General features: G+C 63.3%; 12 protein-coding genes. 7 read left to right on the top strand and 5 right to left on the bottom strand.

Going from position 1 to position 17,295, the window contains the following annotated elements; genetic code table 11:
* Positions 1-19: 19 nt before the first annotated feature.
* Together ilvA and EH209_RS23405 are read left to right on the top strand one after the other, a co-directional pair.
* Positions 20-1,264, top strand: coding sequence for a threonine ammonia-lyase (ilvA, locus tag EH209_RS23410; RefSeq protein ID WP_126665208.1), 1,245 nt, complete (start codon positions 20-22; stop codon positions 1,262-1,264).
* Between the two features lie 276 nt (positions 1,265-1,540).
* Complete coding sequence (locus EH209_RS23405) at positions 1,541-3,181, top strand: BCCT family transporter (protein WP_126665207.1); 1,641 nt, start codon at positions 1,541-1,543, stop codon at positions 3,179-3,181.
* A 263-nt stretch (positions 3,182-3,444) separates the two neighbouring features.
* Here the strand turns inward: EH209_RS23405 and EH209_RS23400 are convergent, their stop codons facing one another.
* Complete coding sequence (locus EH209_RS23400) at positions 3,445-4,695, bottom strand: serine hydroxymethyltransferase (protein ID WP_126665206.1); 1,251 nt, start codon at positions 4,693-4,695, stop codon at positions 3,445-3,447.
* Positions 4,696-4,822: 127 nt separating this feature from the next.
* Here EH209_RS23400 and EH209_RS23395 point away from each other — a divergent pair, with 127 nt between their 5' ends.
* Entirely contained in the window at positions 4,823-5,203 is a 381-nt protein-coding gene (locus tag EH209_RS23395) for a Rid family detoxifying hydrolase (RefSeq protein ID WP_126665205.1), read from the top strand.
* A gap of 745 nt (positions 5,204-5,948) precedes the next feature.
* Here EH209_RS23395 and EH209_RS23390 read toward each other — a convergent pair.
* Both EH209_RS23390 and EH209_RS23385 read right to left on the bottom strand, forming a co-directional pair.
* Complete coding sequence (locus EH209_RS23390; protein ID WP_126665204.1) at positions 5,949-6,926, bottom strand: formyltetrahydrofolate deformylase; 978 nt, start codon at positions 6,924-6,926, stop codon at positions 5,949-5,951.
* A gap of 287 nt (positions 6,927-7,213) precedes the next feature.
* Complete coding sequence (locus tag EH209_RS23385) at positions 7,214-8,425, bottom strand: alanyl-tRNA editing protein (RefSeq protein WP_126665203.1); 1,212 nt, start codon at positions 8,423-8,425, stop codon at positions 7,214-7,216.
* Positions 8,426-8,514: 89 nt separating this feature from the next.
* Between EH209_RS23385 and folP the strand changes: the two genes are divergently transcribed.
* Entirely contained in the window at positions 8,515-10,938 is a 2,424-nt protein-coding gene (folP, locus tag EH209_RS23380) for a dihydropteroate synthase (RefSeq protein WP_126665202.1), read from the top strand.
* Between the two features lie 47 nt (positions 10,939-10,985).
* Here folP and EH209_RS23375 read toward each other — a convergent pair whose 3' ends face one another.
* Together EH209_RS23375 and rdfA are read right to left on the bottom strand one after the other, a co-directional pair.
* Entirely contained in the window at positions 10,986-12,923 is a 1,938-nt protein-coding gene (locus EH209_RS23375) for an archaea-specific SMC-related protein (protein ID WP_126665201.1), read from the bottom strand.
* A 201-nt stretch (positions 12,924-13,124) separates the two neighbouring features.
* Entirely contained in the window at positions 13,125-13,754 is a 630-nt protein-coding gene (gene rdfA, locus EH209_RS23370) for a rod-determining factor RdfA (RefSeq protein WP_126665200.1), read from the bottom strand.
* Between the two features lie 208 nt (positions 13,755-13,962).
* Between rdfA and EH209_RS23365 the strand changes: the two genes are divergently transcribed.
* The 3 genes from EH209_RS23365 (at position 13,963) to EH209_RS23355 (ending at position 17,236) form a co-directional block, all read left to right on the top strand.
* Positions 13,963-14,619: a helix-turn-helix domain-containing protein gene (locus tag EH209_RS23365; protein ID WP_126665199.1), complete on the top strand. Its 657-nt coding sequence runs from the start codon at positions 13,963-13,965 to the stop codon at positions 14,617-14,619.
* Positions 14,620-14,980: 361 nt separating this feature from the next.
* Entirely contained in the window at positions 14,981-15,271 is a 291-nt protein-coding gene (locus EH209_RS23360) for a HalOD1 output domain-containing protein (protein ID WP_126665198.1), read from the top strand.
* A gap of 21 nt (positions 15,272-15,292) precedes the next feature.
* The gene (locus tag EH209_RS23355) at positions 15,293-17,236 is read left to right on the top strand and encodes an aldehyde ferredoxin oxidoreductase family protein (RefSeq protein ID WP_126665197.1); all 1,944 of its coding nucleotides are present in this window, start codon (positions 15,293-15,295) and stop codon (positions 17,234-17,236) included.
* Positions 17,237-17,295: the final 59 nt, after the last annotated feature.

The following is a 17,295-nucleotide window of genomic DNA, read 5'->3' as shown; positions in this document are numbered from 1 at the left end:
ACATCCACAGTATTCAATCATGAGTGAACCTCAGGAACGAGAACCATTAGTTCAGTATGCAGACATCGAACGAGCGCGCGACCGCCTCGACGACGAGACGGTCGTCAAGCGGACGCCGGTCGAGCGGAGCACGTCGCTCGGCAAGATGGTCGACGCGGAGGTGTACCTGAAGATGGAGCACCTCCAGTGGACCGGCTCGTTCAAGACGCGAGGCGGGTACAACAAGATCAAACAGGCAGTCGACGACGGAGCCGACGAGTTCGTCGCCGCGAGCGCGGGCAACCACGCACAGGGCGTCGCCCTCGCGGCGACGAAGTGCGGCGCGGACTCGACGATCGTAATGCCGACCCACGCCCCGCAGGCGAAGATCGACGCGACGCGGAGCTACGGCGCGACGGTCGAACTGGTCGGACAGGACTTCCAGGAGGCGATGGCGTACGCACAGGACTATGCCGCCGACAACGACGTCGAGTTCGTCCACGCGTACGACGATCCGCACATCGTCGCCGGACAGGGGACGCTCGGCATCGAGATCCACGAGGACTGCCCCGACGTCGATACCGTCGTCGTCCCGATCGGGGGCGGCGGACTCATCAGCGGTGTCGCCACCGCGCTCGACCACCTCTCCCCCGAGACGCGCGTCGTCGGCGTTCAGGCCGAGGGAGCCGCGACCGTCCACGAGAGTCTCGACAAGGGAATTCCGGTCACGCTCGACGAAGTCGATACCATCGCCGACGGGATCGCGACCGGCGGGATCTCTGACCTGACGCTACGACTTATCGAGGACCACGTCGACGAGGTCGTCACCGTCTCCGACGCGGAGATCGCCAACGCGATCCTACTGCTGCTCGAGCGCGCGAAACAGGTCGTCGAGGGCGCGGCCGCCGCGTCGGTCGCGGCCGTCTTGAGCGATCAGTTGGACGTCAGCGGTGAAACCGTCATGCCCGTCCTCGGCGGCGGGAACCTGGACATGACGATGCTGCAGACCGTCCTCATCCACGCGCTCACGGAGCGGGGACAGATCCTGCGGCTGCGCGTCCGGATCGACGACATGCCCGGAAAGATGGACGACATCTCGGGCGTCATCGCCGATCACGGAGCGAACATCCAGACGGTCCGGCACGACCGCGCGGTTGAGGATCTCACCGTCGGCGAGGCGTACCTGGTGTTTCAAATTGAGACCAGCGGCGCCGAACACGCCGCGACGATCATCGACGCGATCGAAGCCGAAGGGTACATCGTCGAGGACGTGAACCGAAAATGAAAATATAATGATGTTTTGTGGAAAGGAGGGCGGGTTCGGTCGGTTTGAGAGTTAATTCCCTGATGAACGTGTTCGATACTAGATTGAAGGGTAGGCTTATACCGAAGAACGAAGAGAACCAATGAGAGGTAGTCACTAACAATGATCGGCGAGAACGAGCGTACGAGAACCCGATGGACCGAGCGGGGGCGCGACGCCCCGTCGAATGAGACGATTGAGTGGCGGACGTCCGCCACCGATCGCGGCGATCGAACAGCGGTGAAACGGTGATCTACAATGGCGGGAGCTGAATCAAACGGACCGGTCGGACGGTTCCTCGAGGAACTCGACACGCCGGTGTTCGTAGCCGGCTTCTTCATCGCCGCCGCGGCGGTAATCGCGTTCGTCCTCTGGCCGGAGACCACGTCGGGGTACATGACCAGCGTGAACGACTTCCTGTGGACCGCCGCGGGCTGGTGGTACCTGGTCGCGATGTTCGCCCTGGTCGCGTTCGCCGGCTTCCTGATATTCGGACCGTGGGGCAACATCAAGCTCGGCGGCGAGGACGAAGAGCCGGAGTTCACGTTCCTCGCGTACTTCGCGATGCTGTACTCGGCGGGGATCGCCGCCGGGATCGTGTTCTGGGGCCCTGCCGAGGCAATCTTCCACTACGACACCGTCTCGCCGTTCATCGGCGCTGAGGCGCAATCGGCGGGGGCCGCCGTTGGGGCGATCCAGTACACGTTCTTCCACTGGGGCCTCTCCGCGTGGACCGCGTACGTGATCATGGCGCTCCCGATCGCGTACTTCGCCTACCGATACGACGCGCCGCTGCGCATCTCGACGGTGATCGCACCGTGGGTGGGCATTGAAAACCTCGACCGTCCGATCGCGAAGGTCATCGATATCCTCGCCGTGTTCGCGACGATCGGCGGTGTCGCGACGACGCTGGGACTGGTCGGGAGCCAGTTTCTCGTTGGCGTCGAGTGGATCACCGGTGCGAGCGTCGGTGACCTCGGGACGGTCGTCGTGATTACCGGACTGACCGTCGCGTTCACGATCTCGGTCGCGCTCGGCGTAGAGAAGGGAATCCGCCGCCTCTCGTACTTCAACATGGCCCTATTCGCCGTGGTGACCGTCGCGACGTTCGTCCTCGGTCCGACGACGTACATCATGACCGTCGGCACGGAGGCGCTCGGCGCGTACATCAACGACTTTGTCACGATGAGCTTCTACACCGGCGCCGCCGAGAGCGTCGGCGGCGGCGTCAGCGGCTGGGTCGGCGGCTGGACGGTCTTCTACTGGGCGTGGTGGTTCTCCTGGACGCCGTTCGTCGGGCTGTTCATCGCGCGCATCTCGCGCGGTCGGACGGTGAGACAGGTCGTCGTCACGGGCGTCATCGCCTCGACGGGAATCACGATTCCGTGGTTCGCCACGATGGGCGGCACCGCGATCTTCCTGCAGGAGAACGGTCGCGCCGACATTCTCACCATCATCAGCGAACTCGGTGAGGCCGGCTCCGGATACCCGCTGTTCGAGGCGTTGCCACTCGGCGGCGTGTTGACGGGTCTGTTCCTCGTGCTCGTGACGACGTTCCTCGTCACGTCGGCCGACTCCTCGACGCTGGCGCTGGGAATGCTCACGACCGGCGGGAACGAAAATCCCTCGACGATCAACCGCGTCATCTGGGGATTCCTCATCGGCGCGCTCGCGTCGCTGCTGATGGTCACCGGCGGCGTTGACGCCCTACAGCAGGCCGCGATCATCACCGGCGGGCCGTTCGCGATCATCGCGTTACTGGCCGTCGCGGCGATGATCGTCACGTTCAGCAGCCATCGGCCGCTGTTCCTCCGCGAGGAGGACAACGTCTCGCTCACGTCTCTCGAGCTCGAGACGTCCGACCGCGAGGCTGCCGACGCCGATCCGTCCGACGACTGACCGACCGCTGTTCGGCCGCTCGATTCCTCGCGGTCGATTTCGATTCCGGTGCCGGACGCCGTCTCGGCGTTCGTCCGGCGGGGTGACCGTCGGCCGGGAGCGGCGATAGTACCGTCGACGATCGGCTCGCTTCATCACTTCTGGTTCCGGTAGCTATCCGTTCGGGTCGACTGGACGGCTACACGAAGTAGCGACGGCGAGCCCGCGATGCAGCCAGTCGGCGGTAGAAATCAGTTGTCGGCGTTACGCCGGTATCGCGAGCCTCACTCGTAGATCGGGAATTCCTCGCAGAGGTCGTCGACCCGCGACGAAACGCGATCGGCGACCGCGTCGTCGTCCGGCGCGTCGAGCACGTCGACGATGAGGTCGGCGACGGTCTCCATCTCGGCTTCCCCGAGGCCGCGGGTCGCGAGCGCGGGGGTACCGACGCGGATCCCGCTGGTCACCATGGGCGACCGCGTCTCGCCGGGGACGGTGTTCTTGTTGACGATGATGCCGACGTCGCTCAGCGCTTCCTCGGCTTCCGTCCCCGTCAGATCGGGGTGGGAGTCGCGCAGATCGACGAGCAGGAGGTGTTTGTCGGTCCCGCCGCTGACCAGCGAGAGCCCCCGTTCGTCGAACACCTCGCCGAGGCGCTTCGCGCCGGCGACGATCCGTTCGGCGTACGCTTCGAACTCGTCGGTCCGGGCCTCTGCGAAGCCGACCGCCTTGCCGGCGACGTTGTGCATCAGCGGACCGCCCTGCGCGCCGGGGAACACGGCGGAGTCGACGTCGTCGGCGTGCTCCTCGTCGCACATGATGAGTCCGCCGCGGCCGGCGCGAATCGTCTTGTGGGTACTCCCGGTAACGAAGTCCGCGTGCTCGGCCGGCGACGAGTGAACGCCGGCCGCGATGAGGCCGGTCACGTGGGCGATGTCCGCGAGATGGTAAGCGTCGACCGCGTCCGCGATCTCGCCGATACGGTCGTACTCGAACTCGCGCGGATAGGCCGAGGAGCCGCTGACGATCATGTCCGGCTCGATCTCGCGGGCCTGTCGTGCGACCTCGTCGTAGTCGATGTACCCCGTCTCGGGGTCGACCTCGTACTGCTCGACGTCGTAGAGCTGACCCGAGAAGTTCACGTTGTGACCGTGCGAGAGGTGGCCGCCGTGTGACAGCGACAGCGAGAGGATCGTGTCTCCCGGCTCGAGGACCGCGAAGTAGACGCCCATGTTCGCCTGCGTCCCGCTGTGCGGCTGGACGTTAGCGTGGTCCATCTCGAAGAGTGCTTTCGCGTGCTCGATGGCGAGTTCCTCCACCGTATCGACGTGCTGGCACCCGCCGTAGTACCGGCTACCGGGATATCCTTCCGCGTACTTGTTCGTCAACACGCTCCCCTGCGCCTCGAGGACGGCTTTCGAGACGTGGTTCTCCGAAGCGATCATCCCGAGGGTCGATTCCTGCCGCTCGCGTTCGAGCGAGACGGACTCGGACACGCTCGGCGCTATCCGGTCGAGTGGCTGTTCGAAGGCCATACGCTACGTGGAACGGATGCGAGTGAGTATCTTGCGTGCGTGTAACACACCCCACCACGAAACGTAACTCCGCTAACCGGACGTGGAACGGAGCCGAAATTTAAGAGACGCGAACTGGTATGCCAGTGTGATGCGAACCGTTAGCACCGACGACGCACCGGCAGCCGTTGGAGCGTACAGTCAGGCGACCAGAACCGACGACGTCCTCATCACCGCGGGCCAGCTCCCGCTGACGGCGGATGGCGAGCTGTTAGACGACGAATCAGTCGGCGACCAGACGCGGCAGTGTCTGGAAAACGTCGCGGCGATCCTCGAGGCGGAAGGCCTGTCGATGGACGACGTCCTCAAGACGACCGTCTTCCTCAACGATATCGACGACTTCGAGGAGTTCAACGAGGTCTACAGCGAGTTCTTCGACGAGGAGCCGCCCGCCAGGAGCGCGGTCGAGGTCGGTCGCGTCCCCAAGGGCGCGGCGATCGAGATCGAAGCGATCGCGGCCGTCGAATAGGCGACCGCGGCGAGCACCGGTCCGAAATCGATCCGTCTGTCCCACCTTTTCGTTCCGTCGATCGCGGTCGGCTCGGCGAGGCCAAGAAATGCGACCGCTCGAGCGTCCGTATTCGCGGCCGGACAGTGTCCGGGTGATGCGGACGGTTCAATCGCTGCGCTCCGACCTCGCGTCTCTCGAATTCGTAGAACGAATGCGATCGTCGTCAGGGACGGACGACTCATCGCGGCGGGCTCGCGCGACTGACGCGTCCGGCCGATCGCCGCTCGAGACGTCGGTCGTCGTCGGGCTCGTTCGCCGGGACCTCTTCGTCTGCAGGCCGTCGAGTCCTCGCGGGTGCCGGTACGATTCGTCGGTACGTCACCGCGCCGGTGATCGGGCCGACGAGGTAGATCCACACGAAGAACCACGTGTCCGGCCCGCCGAAGGGCGCGTTCGCGACGTACGGACCATCCACTGTCTGGTACCGGTTCGATCCCGAACAGATCGTTCTCAGCAGGTAGTTCACCGCGCTTTCGCGGACGGCTTTCAGACGAACTGATACGCGAAGTATACGTTGAATCGGTCCCGCGTGCTTCACAGCGGTATCAGTGTTATCTACCGGTCGACCGCGGCTCGAGGCTCGAGACCCGTCACCGTCGAAACGGTATCCGATGGCGATTCGTCTCGGGGACACCGGAACCGGTCCCGTGACTCGCGGACGTTCGACGGAACCGAAGAGAACGCTATCGCGGGGCGGAACCCATCAGTCGTCCGCAACGGCCGTCGTGTCATCGCCTTCGGCGGTGAGTTCCTCGCGGCTGTCGACCGGCTCGCTGGGATTCGCCTGGTCCAGTTCCGTCGCGGCACCGAGTCGAGCGTCGGTCGCGTTCGGATCGACGACTCTCGTCTGTCCGCCCTCAGTCGTGATCTCGTCCTCGAGGTGCAACCGGATCGCTTCCGCGAGGGCGTCCGCCTCGAGCGGCTGGCCGCGCTCCTTGAGGTCCGCTTCGGTCGCGTCGGCGGGGACGTTGAACGCCCGTTGCGTGATGATCGGCCCCTGATCGAGATCCGTCGTCACGTAGTGGGCGGTGACGCCGGCGATCCGGACGCCCTCCTCGAGGGCCTGCCGGTAGGCGGCCGCACCGGGGAACGCCGGCAGCAGCGAGGGATGGACGTTGATGATGCGGTCCTCGTAGCGGAAGACGACCTCCGGCGAGAGAATCCGAATGTAGCGGGCCAGCGCGATGAGGTCGATCTCGTACTCCGCAAGGAGGTCGAGAAGTTCGTCCTCGTCGGGCGTGCCGTTCTCGTCGCCGATGTCGTGGAACGGAACGTCGTATTCGGCCGCGAGCGGGCGGAGCGTGTCGTGGTTTCCGATGACGACCCCGATGTCCGCACCGAGTTCGTCGTTCTCCCAGCGCTCGAGCAGGGCCTCCAGGCAGTGGCTCTCCTTGGTGACGAGGACGGCGATGGACCGGTCCTCGCAGTTAGACGGGAATCGCACCGTGACGTCGACGCCGAACTCGTCGCCGAGCGCGTCGAGGTCCTCGCGGAGTTGGTCCCGCGAGACCGACATCTCGGACGCGTCGACCTGCATACCCATCCGAAACGTTCCCTCCCGTACGGCCTGATCCAGGTCGACGATGTCGACGTCGCGTTCGAACAGCAACGACGTCACGTCGGCGATGATCTCCGAGTCGTCGTCGCCGACGATCGTGATCTCGGTCCGCTCGCGGGTCATCGTTCCCACCTCCGAGACCCGTCCTCGGTCGCGGTCGTCGACTGCGCTCGGTCGATCCCGGTGGCGCGTACTGATCGGTCTACCCGGTCCGTCGCCGCGGCGGACGACGCATACTGTGCTAGTGACATCCACTCACCTCTTCCCGATCACCGTTAATGAACCTTGGTTCTCCTGATATCGGGAGAATACGTCGTGTTTGCCGACCGCTCTTCCAGTCAGCAAACAGACACTCTGAAAAGCAGCGTTCGGATCGATCAGCAACCGGCTCCGATCGGGGCCGAAGGAGATCAGGCCTCCGTTCGGAGGTAGTCGACGACGGCGGCCGGGTCGTCTTCGAGACCGCCACCCTGTGCGAACGTCGGTCCGCCGCCGCCACCGCCGCCGAACGTCGCCGTGACGTCGTCGACGAGTTCGCTCGCGTCCGTCTCGCCGGTCGTGCCGACGACCACGAACGCGCTTCCGTTCACGCCGGTCAGCGCGACCACGTCACCGATATCGCCCGCGAGCGCCCGTACGCGTTCTGACACGTCGTTGGGACCGATGCCGTCGATATCGAGCTCGCCGACGATCCACTCCTCGCCGTCCTTCGAGACGGTGTCGTCGCCCAACGACTCGAGGCGTTCCTCGAGCAGGCGGTCGCGCAGGGTGTCGACCTCCGCCTCGAGGGTCGCGTTCTCTTCGACGACGGCGGTCGCTCGCTCCGGAAGTTCCTCGACGCTCGTCTCCAGCGTCCGGGCGGCGCGAGTCGCGGCTCGCGTCTCGTCGAGTTGCGCGCGAACGGCGGTTGGGCCGACCGCGTACTCGACGCGTACGAGGCCCGATCCGGGGTTCGATACCTCGAGGACCTTGACGGGGCCGATCTCGACGGTGTTTTCGACGTGCGTCCCGCCGCAGGCGGCGATGTCCCAGTCGTCGATCTCGACGATGCGGACGGTATCGGTCGTCTCGGCCGCGCCGGTTTCGTTGAAGACGATCTCGTCGCGGTCCCGCGCCTGCGCTGCGTCCATCTCCCGCCAGGAAACGTCTCTCGACTCCCAGACGACCTCGTTGACCATCCGCTGGAGGGTGAGCGCGTTCACCTCGTCCGGGTCGCGATTGGTCTCGAAGTCGATGCGGCCCTTCTCCGCGTCGATGTCGAAGCCGCCGTAGCCGTGGTCGTCGAACAGTTCGCGACCGGCACCGTATAGCGCGTGACTGGCGGTGTGCGCTCGCATACAGTAGGTCCGGAACTCCTCGTCGATCGAGCCGGACACGTCGTCGCCCGTCTCGAAGTCGGGCGCCGTCGCCAGCGTGTGGACGGTCTCGCCGTCGCGCATCTGCACGTCGACGACATCGATCCCGTTCAGCGTCCCGCGATCGGCCGGTTGGCCGCCGCCTTCGGCGTAGAAGTACGTCTCCTCGAGCCGAACGTCGGTCCCGTCGACGGACCGCACCGCCGCCTCGAACTCCGTCACGTACGGCTCGTCCGGTGCGCGATTGTCTCTCGATTCGGAAGCCATTGTGCCGACTGTCGGCACACATCGTTATAAACCGTGCGGAGGCGCCGGTGCGGCGACACATTAATGAAGTCGCCGGTGGCACGTGTGGTATGGAGTATCACGAGTCGGTCGACTACCTCGAGTCGCTACAGCGGCGTCGACCCAAGCTCGGAACGGAAACGACCGCCGCGTTGCTCACGTATCTCGATCGTCCGCACGAGGACCTCGACTGTGTCCAGATCGCCGGATCGAACGGGAAGGGAAGCACCGGATGCATGCTCGAACGGATTCTTCGCGACGCCGGACTCGATGTCGGCCTCTATACGTCGCCTGATCTAAACGATCTGCGCGAACGGATTCAGATCAACGGCCGGAAAATTCCGAAACAGCGGGTCCGGGAATTCGTCGCCGAAATCGACGACTGCATCGAACGGCTCCGCGAGGCGGACGACACGCCGACCTACTTCGAGGTTCTCACAGCGCTTGCGCTCCACCACTTCGCCGCCGAGGACGTCGACGTCGCCGTCCTCGAGGTCGGCATCGGCGGCCGATACGACGCGACGAGCGCCGTCGATCCCGTCGCGAGCGCCGTGACCAGCGTCTCGCTGGAACACACCGACATCCTCGGCGACACGATCGAGGAGATCGCCCGCGACAAGGCGCAGGTCGCGCCAGCTGATGCGCCGCTGGTGACCGGCGCGTCGGAGGCGGCCCTCGAGGCGATCCGTTCGGAGACGGACGTGATTACCGTTGGAAGCGACGATGCGGACGTGATCACCCGCGAGCACGGGCTGGCATCGCCGATCGAGAGCGAGGTTTCGATCGCGGGACCGAAGTGGTCGCTCGAGACGCGGCTGCCGCTCGTGGGCTCCCATCAGGCGACCAACGCCGGTGTCGCGGCGACGCTGGCCGATCAGGTCGCCGGCGTCGATCCGGAATCGATCGCGCGCGGTCTCCGCGACGCCTACTGGCCAGGCCGGTTCGAAGTCATGTCGACGGCGCCGCTCGCGATCCTCGACGGCGCGCACAATCCGGGCGCCTGCGAGACGCTCGCCTCGCTCGTCGACCGATACTCGTTCGACGACCTCCATCTCGTCTTCGGCGCGATGCGGGAGAAAGACCACCGGGGCATGGCGACGGCGTTGCCGTCCCCGGATGCGCTCTACCTCTGTGAACCGGACGTGCCTCGTGCCGAGGATACGGCCGCCCTTGCATCCGCGTTCGACGATCGGGCGGCGACGATCGACCGCGCCGGGTCCGTTCTCGAGGCGACCGAGCGGGCGCTGTCGGCGGCCGACGAAGACGACTGCGTCCTCGTCACCGGCTCGCTATACGCAGTCGCCGAAGCGCGCGACCGGTGGACGCGGCTTCAGATCCCGAAGCGAACGGCCGCGACGGAGCAGGCGCGGAACGTCCTCACAAGCGCGGCCGTCGACGCGGAGACTGCCGAGTCCGTCGCGGACGAGACCGTCCATCGAACGATCAAGACCTATCTGCGCGGTCCGCAGGCCGAGCGCGTCGAACGGGCGTTCGAGGCGATCGGCGGAACGTGCGTCCGTTCGGACGCCGAGACGGCCGGTCGCCGCGTCGCGACGGTCCTCTCCGGGACGTCGTCGCAGTTCCGGGACCTGCTTGCGGAACTGACCGACGCCGACCGCGGACTCGCCCACGTCGCCGCCCAGCTCCGGCAAACGATCGACGATCGCGTCGACGACCGAGCCGATCGCGATCGGTATCCGTGGGATCAAACCCCCGCAGTCATGGGCATCCTGAACGTCACGCCAGACAGTTTCTACGACGGAGGAGAGTACGACCGCGTGCCGGACGCGGTCCGGCGAGCCCGAGAGATGGTCGCCGCCGGCGCGGATATCGTCGATATCGGCGGTGAGAGCACCCGCCCCGGCGCCGAGCCGGTCTCGGTCGCCGAGGAAATCGACCGCGTCGTCCCGGTCATCGAACGCATCGAGGACCTGGACGTCCCGATCTCGGTCGACACGCGGAAAGCCGCGGTCGCCGACGCCGCCCTCGAGGCAGGCGCAGACATCGTCAACGACGTCTCCGGACTCGAGGATCCGGAGATGCGCTTCGTCGCGGCCGACCACGACGCGTCGCTCGTCGTCATGCACAGCCTCGAGACGCCCGTCGATCCCGACCGAACCGCCACCTACGACGACGTCGTCGAAGACGTCCTGCACGAACTCTCGGAGACGGTGTTACTCGCGGAACGCGCGGGACTCGACCGGGATCAGATCGTCGTCGACCCCGGACTCGGCTTCGGAAAGGACCCCGCCGAGAGCTTCGAGTTGGCCGCCAGGACCGACGAGTTGCGCGCGCTGGGGTGTCCGGTCATGGTGGGCCACTCCCGGAAATCGATGTTCGACCGCGTCGGCTGCCCGTCCGGCGAGCGATTACCGCCAACGCTCGCGGTGACGACCATGGCAGCCGAACGCGGCGCCGACATCGTCAGGGTTCACGACGTCCCCGAAAACGTCGCCGCGGTTCGGACGGTCCGCACGGCGGACGCTCGATACTAGCCCTCGCAGCTGAAGCCGGAAGCAGAAGTAAGCTTACGTGAACACGATCACGAACGGGCAGCGAAGGTAGCGGTCGATATCGTCGGATACGTCTCCTCGAGTTCCCTCGCCTCCTCGGGAAGGACGGCGGCGACGACGTACTCGGTGTGATCCTCGAAGTAGTCCAGCAGACCGCGGATCCGGTCCGCGTCGAGCATTTCGACGGCGTCGATGACGACCACCGGTAGTTCGCTCGCGACGTCGTGAACGAGATAGCCCGCGAAGGCGACGACGAGCCCGATCACCTCGCGCTCGCTCTTGCTCAGGCTGTCGACCGTGTCTTCGTACGCGGCGCCGCTCTCGTTCGAGCGAACGATATGCAACTCGAAGTCGGTCGCCGACGGTGCGTCACCATCTCCCGCGAGCCGTTCGATCCAGACGCGCTCGACGTTCTCGTAGTCCAGTACGTCGAGGACCTGCTGCATCGATTCGTTGAACGTCGTGACGAGGTCGCGCTCGAGCGTCTCGATCTGCTCTCGCTGCTCTCGCAGCCGCGTCGCGACCGACTCGCGCTCCGCCTCGAGATCGTCGCGGTTCTCGAGTTCCGCCTCGAGCTCCTCGATCTCCCGTTCGAGTTCGGTCAACTCGTTCTCGAGCTGCCCGCGTTCGTACTCGAGGTCGCTCACCTCGCCATGGAGTTCGAGCAGTTCGTCGTCCCGTTCGTCGAGCGTTTCGGCGTCCGCTTGAAGCGATTCGATCTCGTCATCGAGCGCCGCTTTCTCGTCCCGTAGCTCGCTCAGCGTTTCTTCTCGCCGGTCGATCTCGGCTTCGATCGACCGCTCTTTCTCGGCGAGTCGCTCGCGGTCGTCACGCTGTCGTTCGAGCTGGCGTTTCTCCTCCTCGAGCGATCGTATCCGCTCTGTGATCGTTTCGCGTTGCTGTCGCTTTTCTCGGATGATCTCCTGGACCACCCGCACTTGCTCGGCGATCTCTTCCCGTTCGACGGTGGAACCACACGTCCAACAGGTGATCGTCCGCGACGCGGGATCGAGTTCGGCGACGATCTCGTCCGATTTCATCTCCTCGGGGATCTCTCGCTCGTCGTCCAGCAGCTGGTCGTTCATCTCGACGATCGGGCTCAACGCGTTGATCGTACTCGTCAACTGCTGTTTCTGATGGTGGAGGCCCTCGATTTCGCTCTCGATCGCATCGACGTCCCGCGACGACTCCGCCGTTCCAGGTTCGTCGCGCTGCTCGCGGACAGCCTCGAGCTCGTCCTCCAGCGAGCGGATCGCCTCTCGTTGCGTTTCGATCCGATCGCGAACGGACTCGCGCTCCGATCGCTTCTCCTTGAGGTCGTCGAGGACGTCGTTGCCGTCGGTCTCCGCGTCCCGCTCGTCGATCGCCTCGCGCTTCTCGCGGAGGGCCGTCTCGATCTCCTCGCGGTCCTCGCGCAGGGTCGTCGCTCGCGTCCGCAGCGTCGGGAGTCGGTCCTCGGACCGATCTAACTCCACGAGTCGCTCGTCGAGCCGATCCTTTCGCTCTTTCAGCCGCTCGATATCGGCCTCGATTTCCGCGGTATCGACGGGCCGCATCAGGAGTTCGTACAGGTCCCCGTCCGTGAGGAGTCGCTGCCTGATCGGATTCGTTTCTCCAAGTGCAACGAACAGTTCACAGAGGTCAGTCCGATCGGAGAACCGCTCCGCGTCGGTGACGATCGGATCGCCGTTTTCGTTCGACAACTCCAGGAAGTACTCGTTCTCGTCCGTTCGAAGTGTCACACGTCCGCGATCTGCGTCGCTCTTTATCGGCGGCGTGGGTCCGCCGAGTACGGCAGCCAGTCCGCGAAGGAACGACGACTTGTTCGATGCATTCTCCCCCGAGAGCAGCGTCACTCCAGGTGAGAGCGTCAGTTCGCCGTCGGTAATTCCACCAACGTTCTGGACGGTGATGTGTAATTCCTCGAACTCGCTTTCCGACTCCGATTCAGGGCTGTTTACAAACATGGATGGGCGAACGACCGATGCATCGGTAGGGCACAGCGGGTTGATTAGGCCGCGCGACGGTAGATGATGACCGTATCCTATATAATCGTTTGGCCGAATAATACGTTCACGATAGCGGAGAACCGTATGTACAACGATCCGCTATCGTCGGCCGACCGCCGACGTCGAAACCCGCTCCGTACTCGTGATGCCGCACGACGATCACGCGTCGGTCTCATCGTCCCGAACAGCGGTTCGACCGTCCTCTCGGCACGAACAGCGTCCCCGATCCACGAGGCGGGCAAACGTGTACTCCTCACCGCATTCCGTACATGCGACGCGCAGACTCAGCGTGACTTCCGGGTCGCCGATCGTTAGGAGACCGCTCGAGCGGAGTCGATCGATCGTTCGCATGGTGATCGACTCGGTTCGGGACAGTAATTTGAAGACGACGTTCTTTGCGTTGGTCCGATCGATTCGCGTGGTTCGCTCGGTGTCGACGTCGAGACAGTCGTTGAGATGCGTCCGAACGGTCTGGTAACTAACGAAGTCGTCCGTGACTGCGTCCGGATCGATGCCGTTCCGTTCGAGTCGAGACCGCGCTTCGACTCGCGTTCCGACGCTCACGTCATCGTCGGTAAGCAGGCGGTAGAGGTTCTCGACTTCACCCTCCAGCGTCTCCATGTCCGATTCGTTCACCGCCGCTTCGAGCACTTGCCGATTGTGATACGTTTCGAGGTCGCGGAGACTGGCTCCCGCGTCCCGGCGCTCGAGGAGTCGCTGATCGAGGTCGTCGAGTTTCCGCTCTCGGGCAACCCGATCGATCTTACAGCCTCCGGTGTCGTTCGCCATCGTATATATTGCGTGTGTGGAACACCATTTATTTTCTTCCCGCTGTGTCGCCGCCGCGAACCGTTATCCGACTGACTCGAGCATACTCTTATATGCTGCCCGAAGCAACGAGAGAGTACCGTGCAGACGGACGATACGCGATCGGCGAGTCGATATCGAACCGACGATCGAGACCGCTCGGTAACTAAGACGGACCACTACTGAAGAGATGCCTATCACCGTAAAAGCCTACGCCGAACACGACGAACTCGCTCTGGTCCCGACATTACGGAGTGTAGATGGTATCGAGATCGAAGTAATAACGCAGGCGAACACCGACCCGGATTCGGACGTTTTTCCGTTTCTCATCAGGTACGACGACCGCGACGAACTGGAGCGTCACCTCGATTCTGATCCGACCGTCGACAGTTACGAACTCATCGATGCGAACGACGACACGTTCATCTACTATATCGAACATCCGGACGGAACGATATTACTGAGTCCGATCCTCACGGAAGTGAACGGGTTCATGTTACGGACGGAAACCAGACGCCGCGGATGGTTTGTCCAGTTACAGCTCCCGGACCGAGAAGCGCTCAATACGATCTGGAAGTTTGCCGAAGAGTGTGGGATGATGTTCGAAATCATCGAGATACACGGGAGCACGGGGGCCAAAGAGGACGTTTTGTTCGGACTGACGGACGAACAGATCGAAGCACTGCAAACGGCGTACAAGTGCGGATATTTCAACGAGCCACGAGACACGGCCCTCAGCGGTGTTGCCGACGAAGTCGGCGTCTCCTCGACCGCGATGAGCGGTCGGCTTCGACGCGGGATGCGGAACCTGATCTCCGCGACGTTGATGGACGAAGATCTCGACTGACGGCCCCAATAATACTTGTTCTCTGTCATATAACTTTAGCCACACATCATATTCTATAGTAAATGTAAAGAGTGTTTCTAATAGGGATTGGCGTAATATGCCCCTTTAAAGCCCCAAATGCCCAAATTGCGATGTTTATAAAACTCATAATAGTTTTGTTTTGCCATCCCGACTAACCAATAATGACCGTCGAGTGAGTGTATAACTCCACTTATACATTACTGATTCGATAGAGTTCGAGCGGCCCACGAATCACCACCATACAGCGGTAGGCGGAACGGACTCCATCATATAGAGGGTATTTAAAGAGTAGGAATATTACTCATTAAAGATCATTTTGGTGATTGTCAATCATTAACCTATGAGTAGTGCCGTAGACTCGGCGGCCGACCGACCGACGCATCACTTACACCACGACTGGTCCGGGGAGGAGTGGGCGAGTGATCGTATCGTGCAGGCGATTGCGGAGTACGAAAACGAGCATCCGGAGGATCTCCCGCCGCTGAGCGGCAGTATTAATCCAGAGGCGATCGATTCGGCATTTGAATCCACCGACGGGAACGCCGGTAAGGCCGGGTGTATCACCTTCTCCTACTACGGCTACACCGTTCTCGTGCAGAGCACTGGACAGATTCTTATCAAGAAGAGCTGACTCCCCTCGCATATCACGACAATGACTGATATCGGCGGCTTTCAGGATCACGTTGCACGGATCGATCTCGGAAACGACAACATCGCGTACGAAGGGATCGACGAGGAGGACGCGAAGAAGTACATCGGAGCGCGCGGCCTCGGTGTGAAATACGTCTTCGAACAGGGACCGGACGTCGATCCGCTCGGTCCCGACAATCTACTGGCGTTCATGAACGGCCCACTGTCGGGGACGCAGGTGACGATGAGCGGCCGAATCGCCGTCTGTACGAAGTCGCCCCTGACCGGTACCGTTACCGACAGTCACCACGGCGGCTGGTCGGGCGCTCGCCTGAAGTGGGCCGGCTTCGACGGGCTTCTGTTCGAAGGGCAGGCCGACGACCCCGTCTACGCCTACATCGAAGACGGCACGATCGAGCTCCGAGACGCCTCCCACCTCTGGGGGAAAGGAGTCCACGAGACCTGCGAAACGATCGAGGACGAGGTCGAGGGCGCCTATGGCAAGAATCTCTCGATCATGGCGATCGGTCCCGGGGGCGAGAACGAGGTCCGATACGCCTGTATCATGAACGAAGACGACCGAGCCTCTGGTCGCGGTGGTACCGGTTGCGTGATGGGCAACAAACGGCTGAAGGCGATCGTCATCAAGTCGAGTACCGAGATGCCACAGCCCGCGGATTCGGAAACGTTCCGCGAGGGACACCAACAGGCGATGAAGGCGATCACCGAGTCGGACGTCACTGCGCCCAACGAGGGTGGTCTCTCGATGTACGGGACCAACGTCCTCATGAACCTCACTGAAGAGATGGATGGCCATCCGACCAAGAACGGCCGATACACCTCCGCGATCTCGTACAACGACCACGAGACGGACCGACCGAAGGATCTCGACGCCGAGCGTATCAGCGGCGAGAACGTCCGCGAGAATATCCTCGTCGACGAACCCACCTGTCACTCCTGCCCGGTCGCCTGCAAGAAGGAGGTCGAAGTCGACGTGATGCACAAGGGAGAAGAGCTGAACGTCCGGATGGAGTCCTTCGAGTACGAGTCCGCCTGGGCGCTCGGGACGAACTCCGCCAACGACGATCGAGACAGGATCGCCGTGATGATCGATCGCTGTAACGACATGGGCCTCGACACCATCGAGATAGGCAACATCATGGCGATGGCTATGGACGCGACCGAAAAGGGCTATCTCGACGACGTAGACGACGGACTCGACTGGGGCGATGCAGAGACGATGATCGAGATGATCAAACGGGTCGCTCGTCGCGAGGACGACCTCGCCGACCTCCTTGCGCGAGGCCAAGCGCGGATGGCCGACGAAATCGACGCTCACGACTGCCGACTCGACGTGAAAGGCCAGTCCATCGCCGCGTACGACCCCCGCTGTATGAAGGGGATGGGGATCGGCTACGCGACCTCGAACCGCGGAGCTTGTCACCTGCGGGGCTACACGCCCGCCGCGGAGATCCTGGGCATCCCCGAGAAGGTCGATCCCTACGAGTACGAAGGGAAAGGCGAACTCACCGCTCAGTTCCAGGACCTCCACGCGATCAGCGACTCGTTCGACATCTGCAAGTTCAACGCGTTCGCCGAAGGCATCGAAGAGTACGTTACCCAGTTCAACGGGATGACCGGGCTAGAGTACACCGAGGAAGACCTGCTCGAGTGCGGCGAACGAATCTATAACCTCGAGCGCTACTACAACAACCTCGTCGGCTTCGACGGCGACGACGACTCGCTGCCCGAGGTGTTCCTCGAAGAAGGCGAGACGCCGGGTCAGGGCGCTTCGGAGGGCGAGTACTGCGAACTCGAGGAGATGAAAGACGAGTACTACGACCACCGCGGCTGGGTTGACGGCGTCGTCCCCGACGAGAAACTCGACGACCTCGAAATCGAGATCGGTCCCGGTACCGGTATCAGCGACGGCGGAAGCGGAGCAGCGATTCTGTCCGACGACTGACGAAACGACCGACAGGTTTCTCGCAGTCTCGAACGCCATTCGCGAAGTCCTCGCGAGCG

The organism is Haloterrigena salifodinae, assembly GCF_003977755.1.
GTDB classification, from domain to species: Archaea; Halobacteriota; Halobacteria; order Halobacteriales; family Natrialbaceae; genus Haloterrigena; species Haloterrigena salifodinae.
This window is presented reverse-complemented; position numbering and strand designations above follow the sequence as displayed.

Excerpts from the sequence above, each read along its gene's own strand:
- folP (WP_126665202.1), top strand. The coding sequence starts at position 8,515 with ATGGAGTATCACGAGTCGGTCGACTACCTCGAGTCGCTACAGCGGCGT.
- EH209_RS23360 (WP_126665198.1), top strand. The coding sequence starts at position 14,981 with ATGAGTAGTGCCGTAGACTCGGCGGCCGACCGACCGACGCATCACTTA.
- EH209_RS23385 (WP_126665203.1), bottom strand. The coding sequence starts at position 8,425 with ATGGCTTCCGAATCGAGAGACAATCGCGCACCGGACGAGCCGTACGTG.
- EH209_RS23355 (WP_126665197.1), top strand. The coding sequence starts at position 15,293 with ATGACTGATATCGGCGGCTTTCAGGATCACGTTGCACGGATCGATCTC.
- EH209_RS23375 (WP_126665201.1), bottom strand. The coding sequence starts at position 12,923 with ATGTTTGTAAACAGCCCTGAATCGGAGTCGGAAAGCGAGTTCGAGGAA.
- EH209_RS23365 (WP_126665199.1), top strand. The coding sequence starts at position 13,963 with ATGCCTATCACCGTAAAAGCCTACGCCGAACACGACGAACTCGCTCTG.
- rdfA (WP_126665200.1), bottom strand. The coding sequence starts at position 13,754 with ATGGCGAACGACACCGGAGGCTGTAAGATCGATCGGGTTGCCCGAGAG.
- EH209_RS23405 (WP_126665207.1), top strand. The coding sequence starts at position 1,541 with ATGGCGGGAGCTGAATCAAACGGACCGGTCGGACGGTTCCTCGAGGAA.
- ilvA (WP_126665208.1), top strand. The coding sequence starts at position 20 with ATGAGTGAACCTCAGGAACGAGAACCATTAGTTCAGTATGCAGACATC.
- EH209_RS23390 (WP_126665204.1), bottom strand. The coding sequence starts at position 6,926 with ATGACCCGCGAGCGGACCGAGATCACGATCGTCGGCGACGACGACTCG.
- EH209_RS23400 (WP_126665206.1), bottom strand. The coding sequence starts at position 4,695 with ATGGCCTTCGAACAGCCACTCGACCGGATAGCGCCGAGCGTGTCCGAG.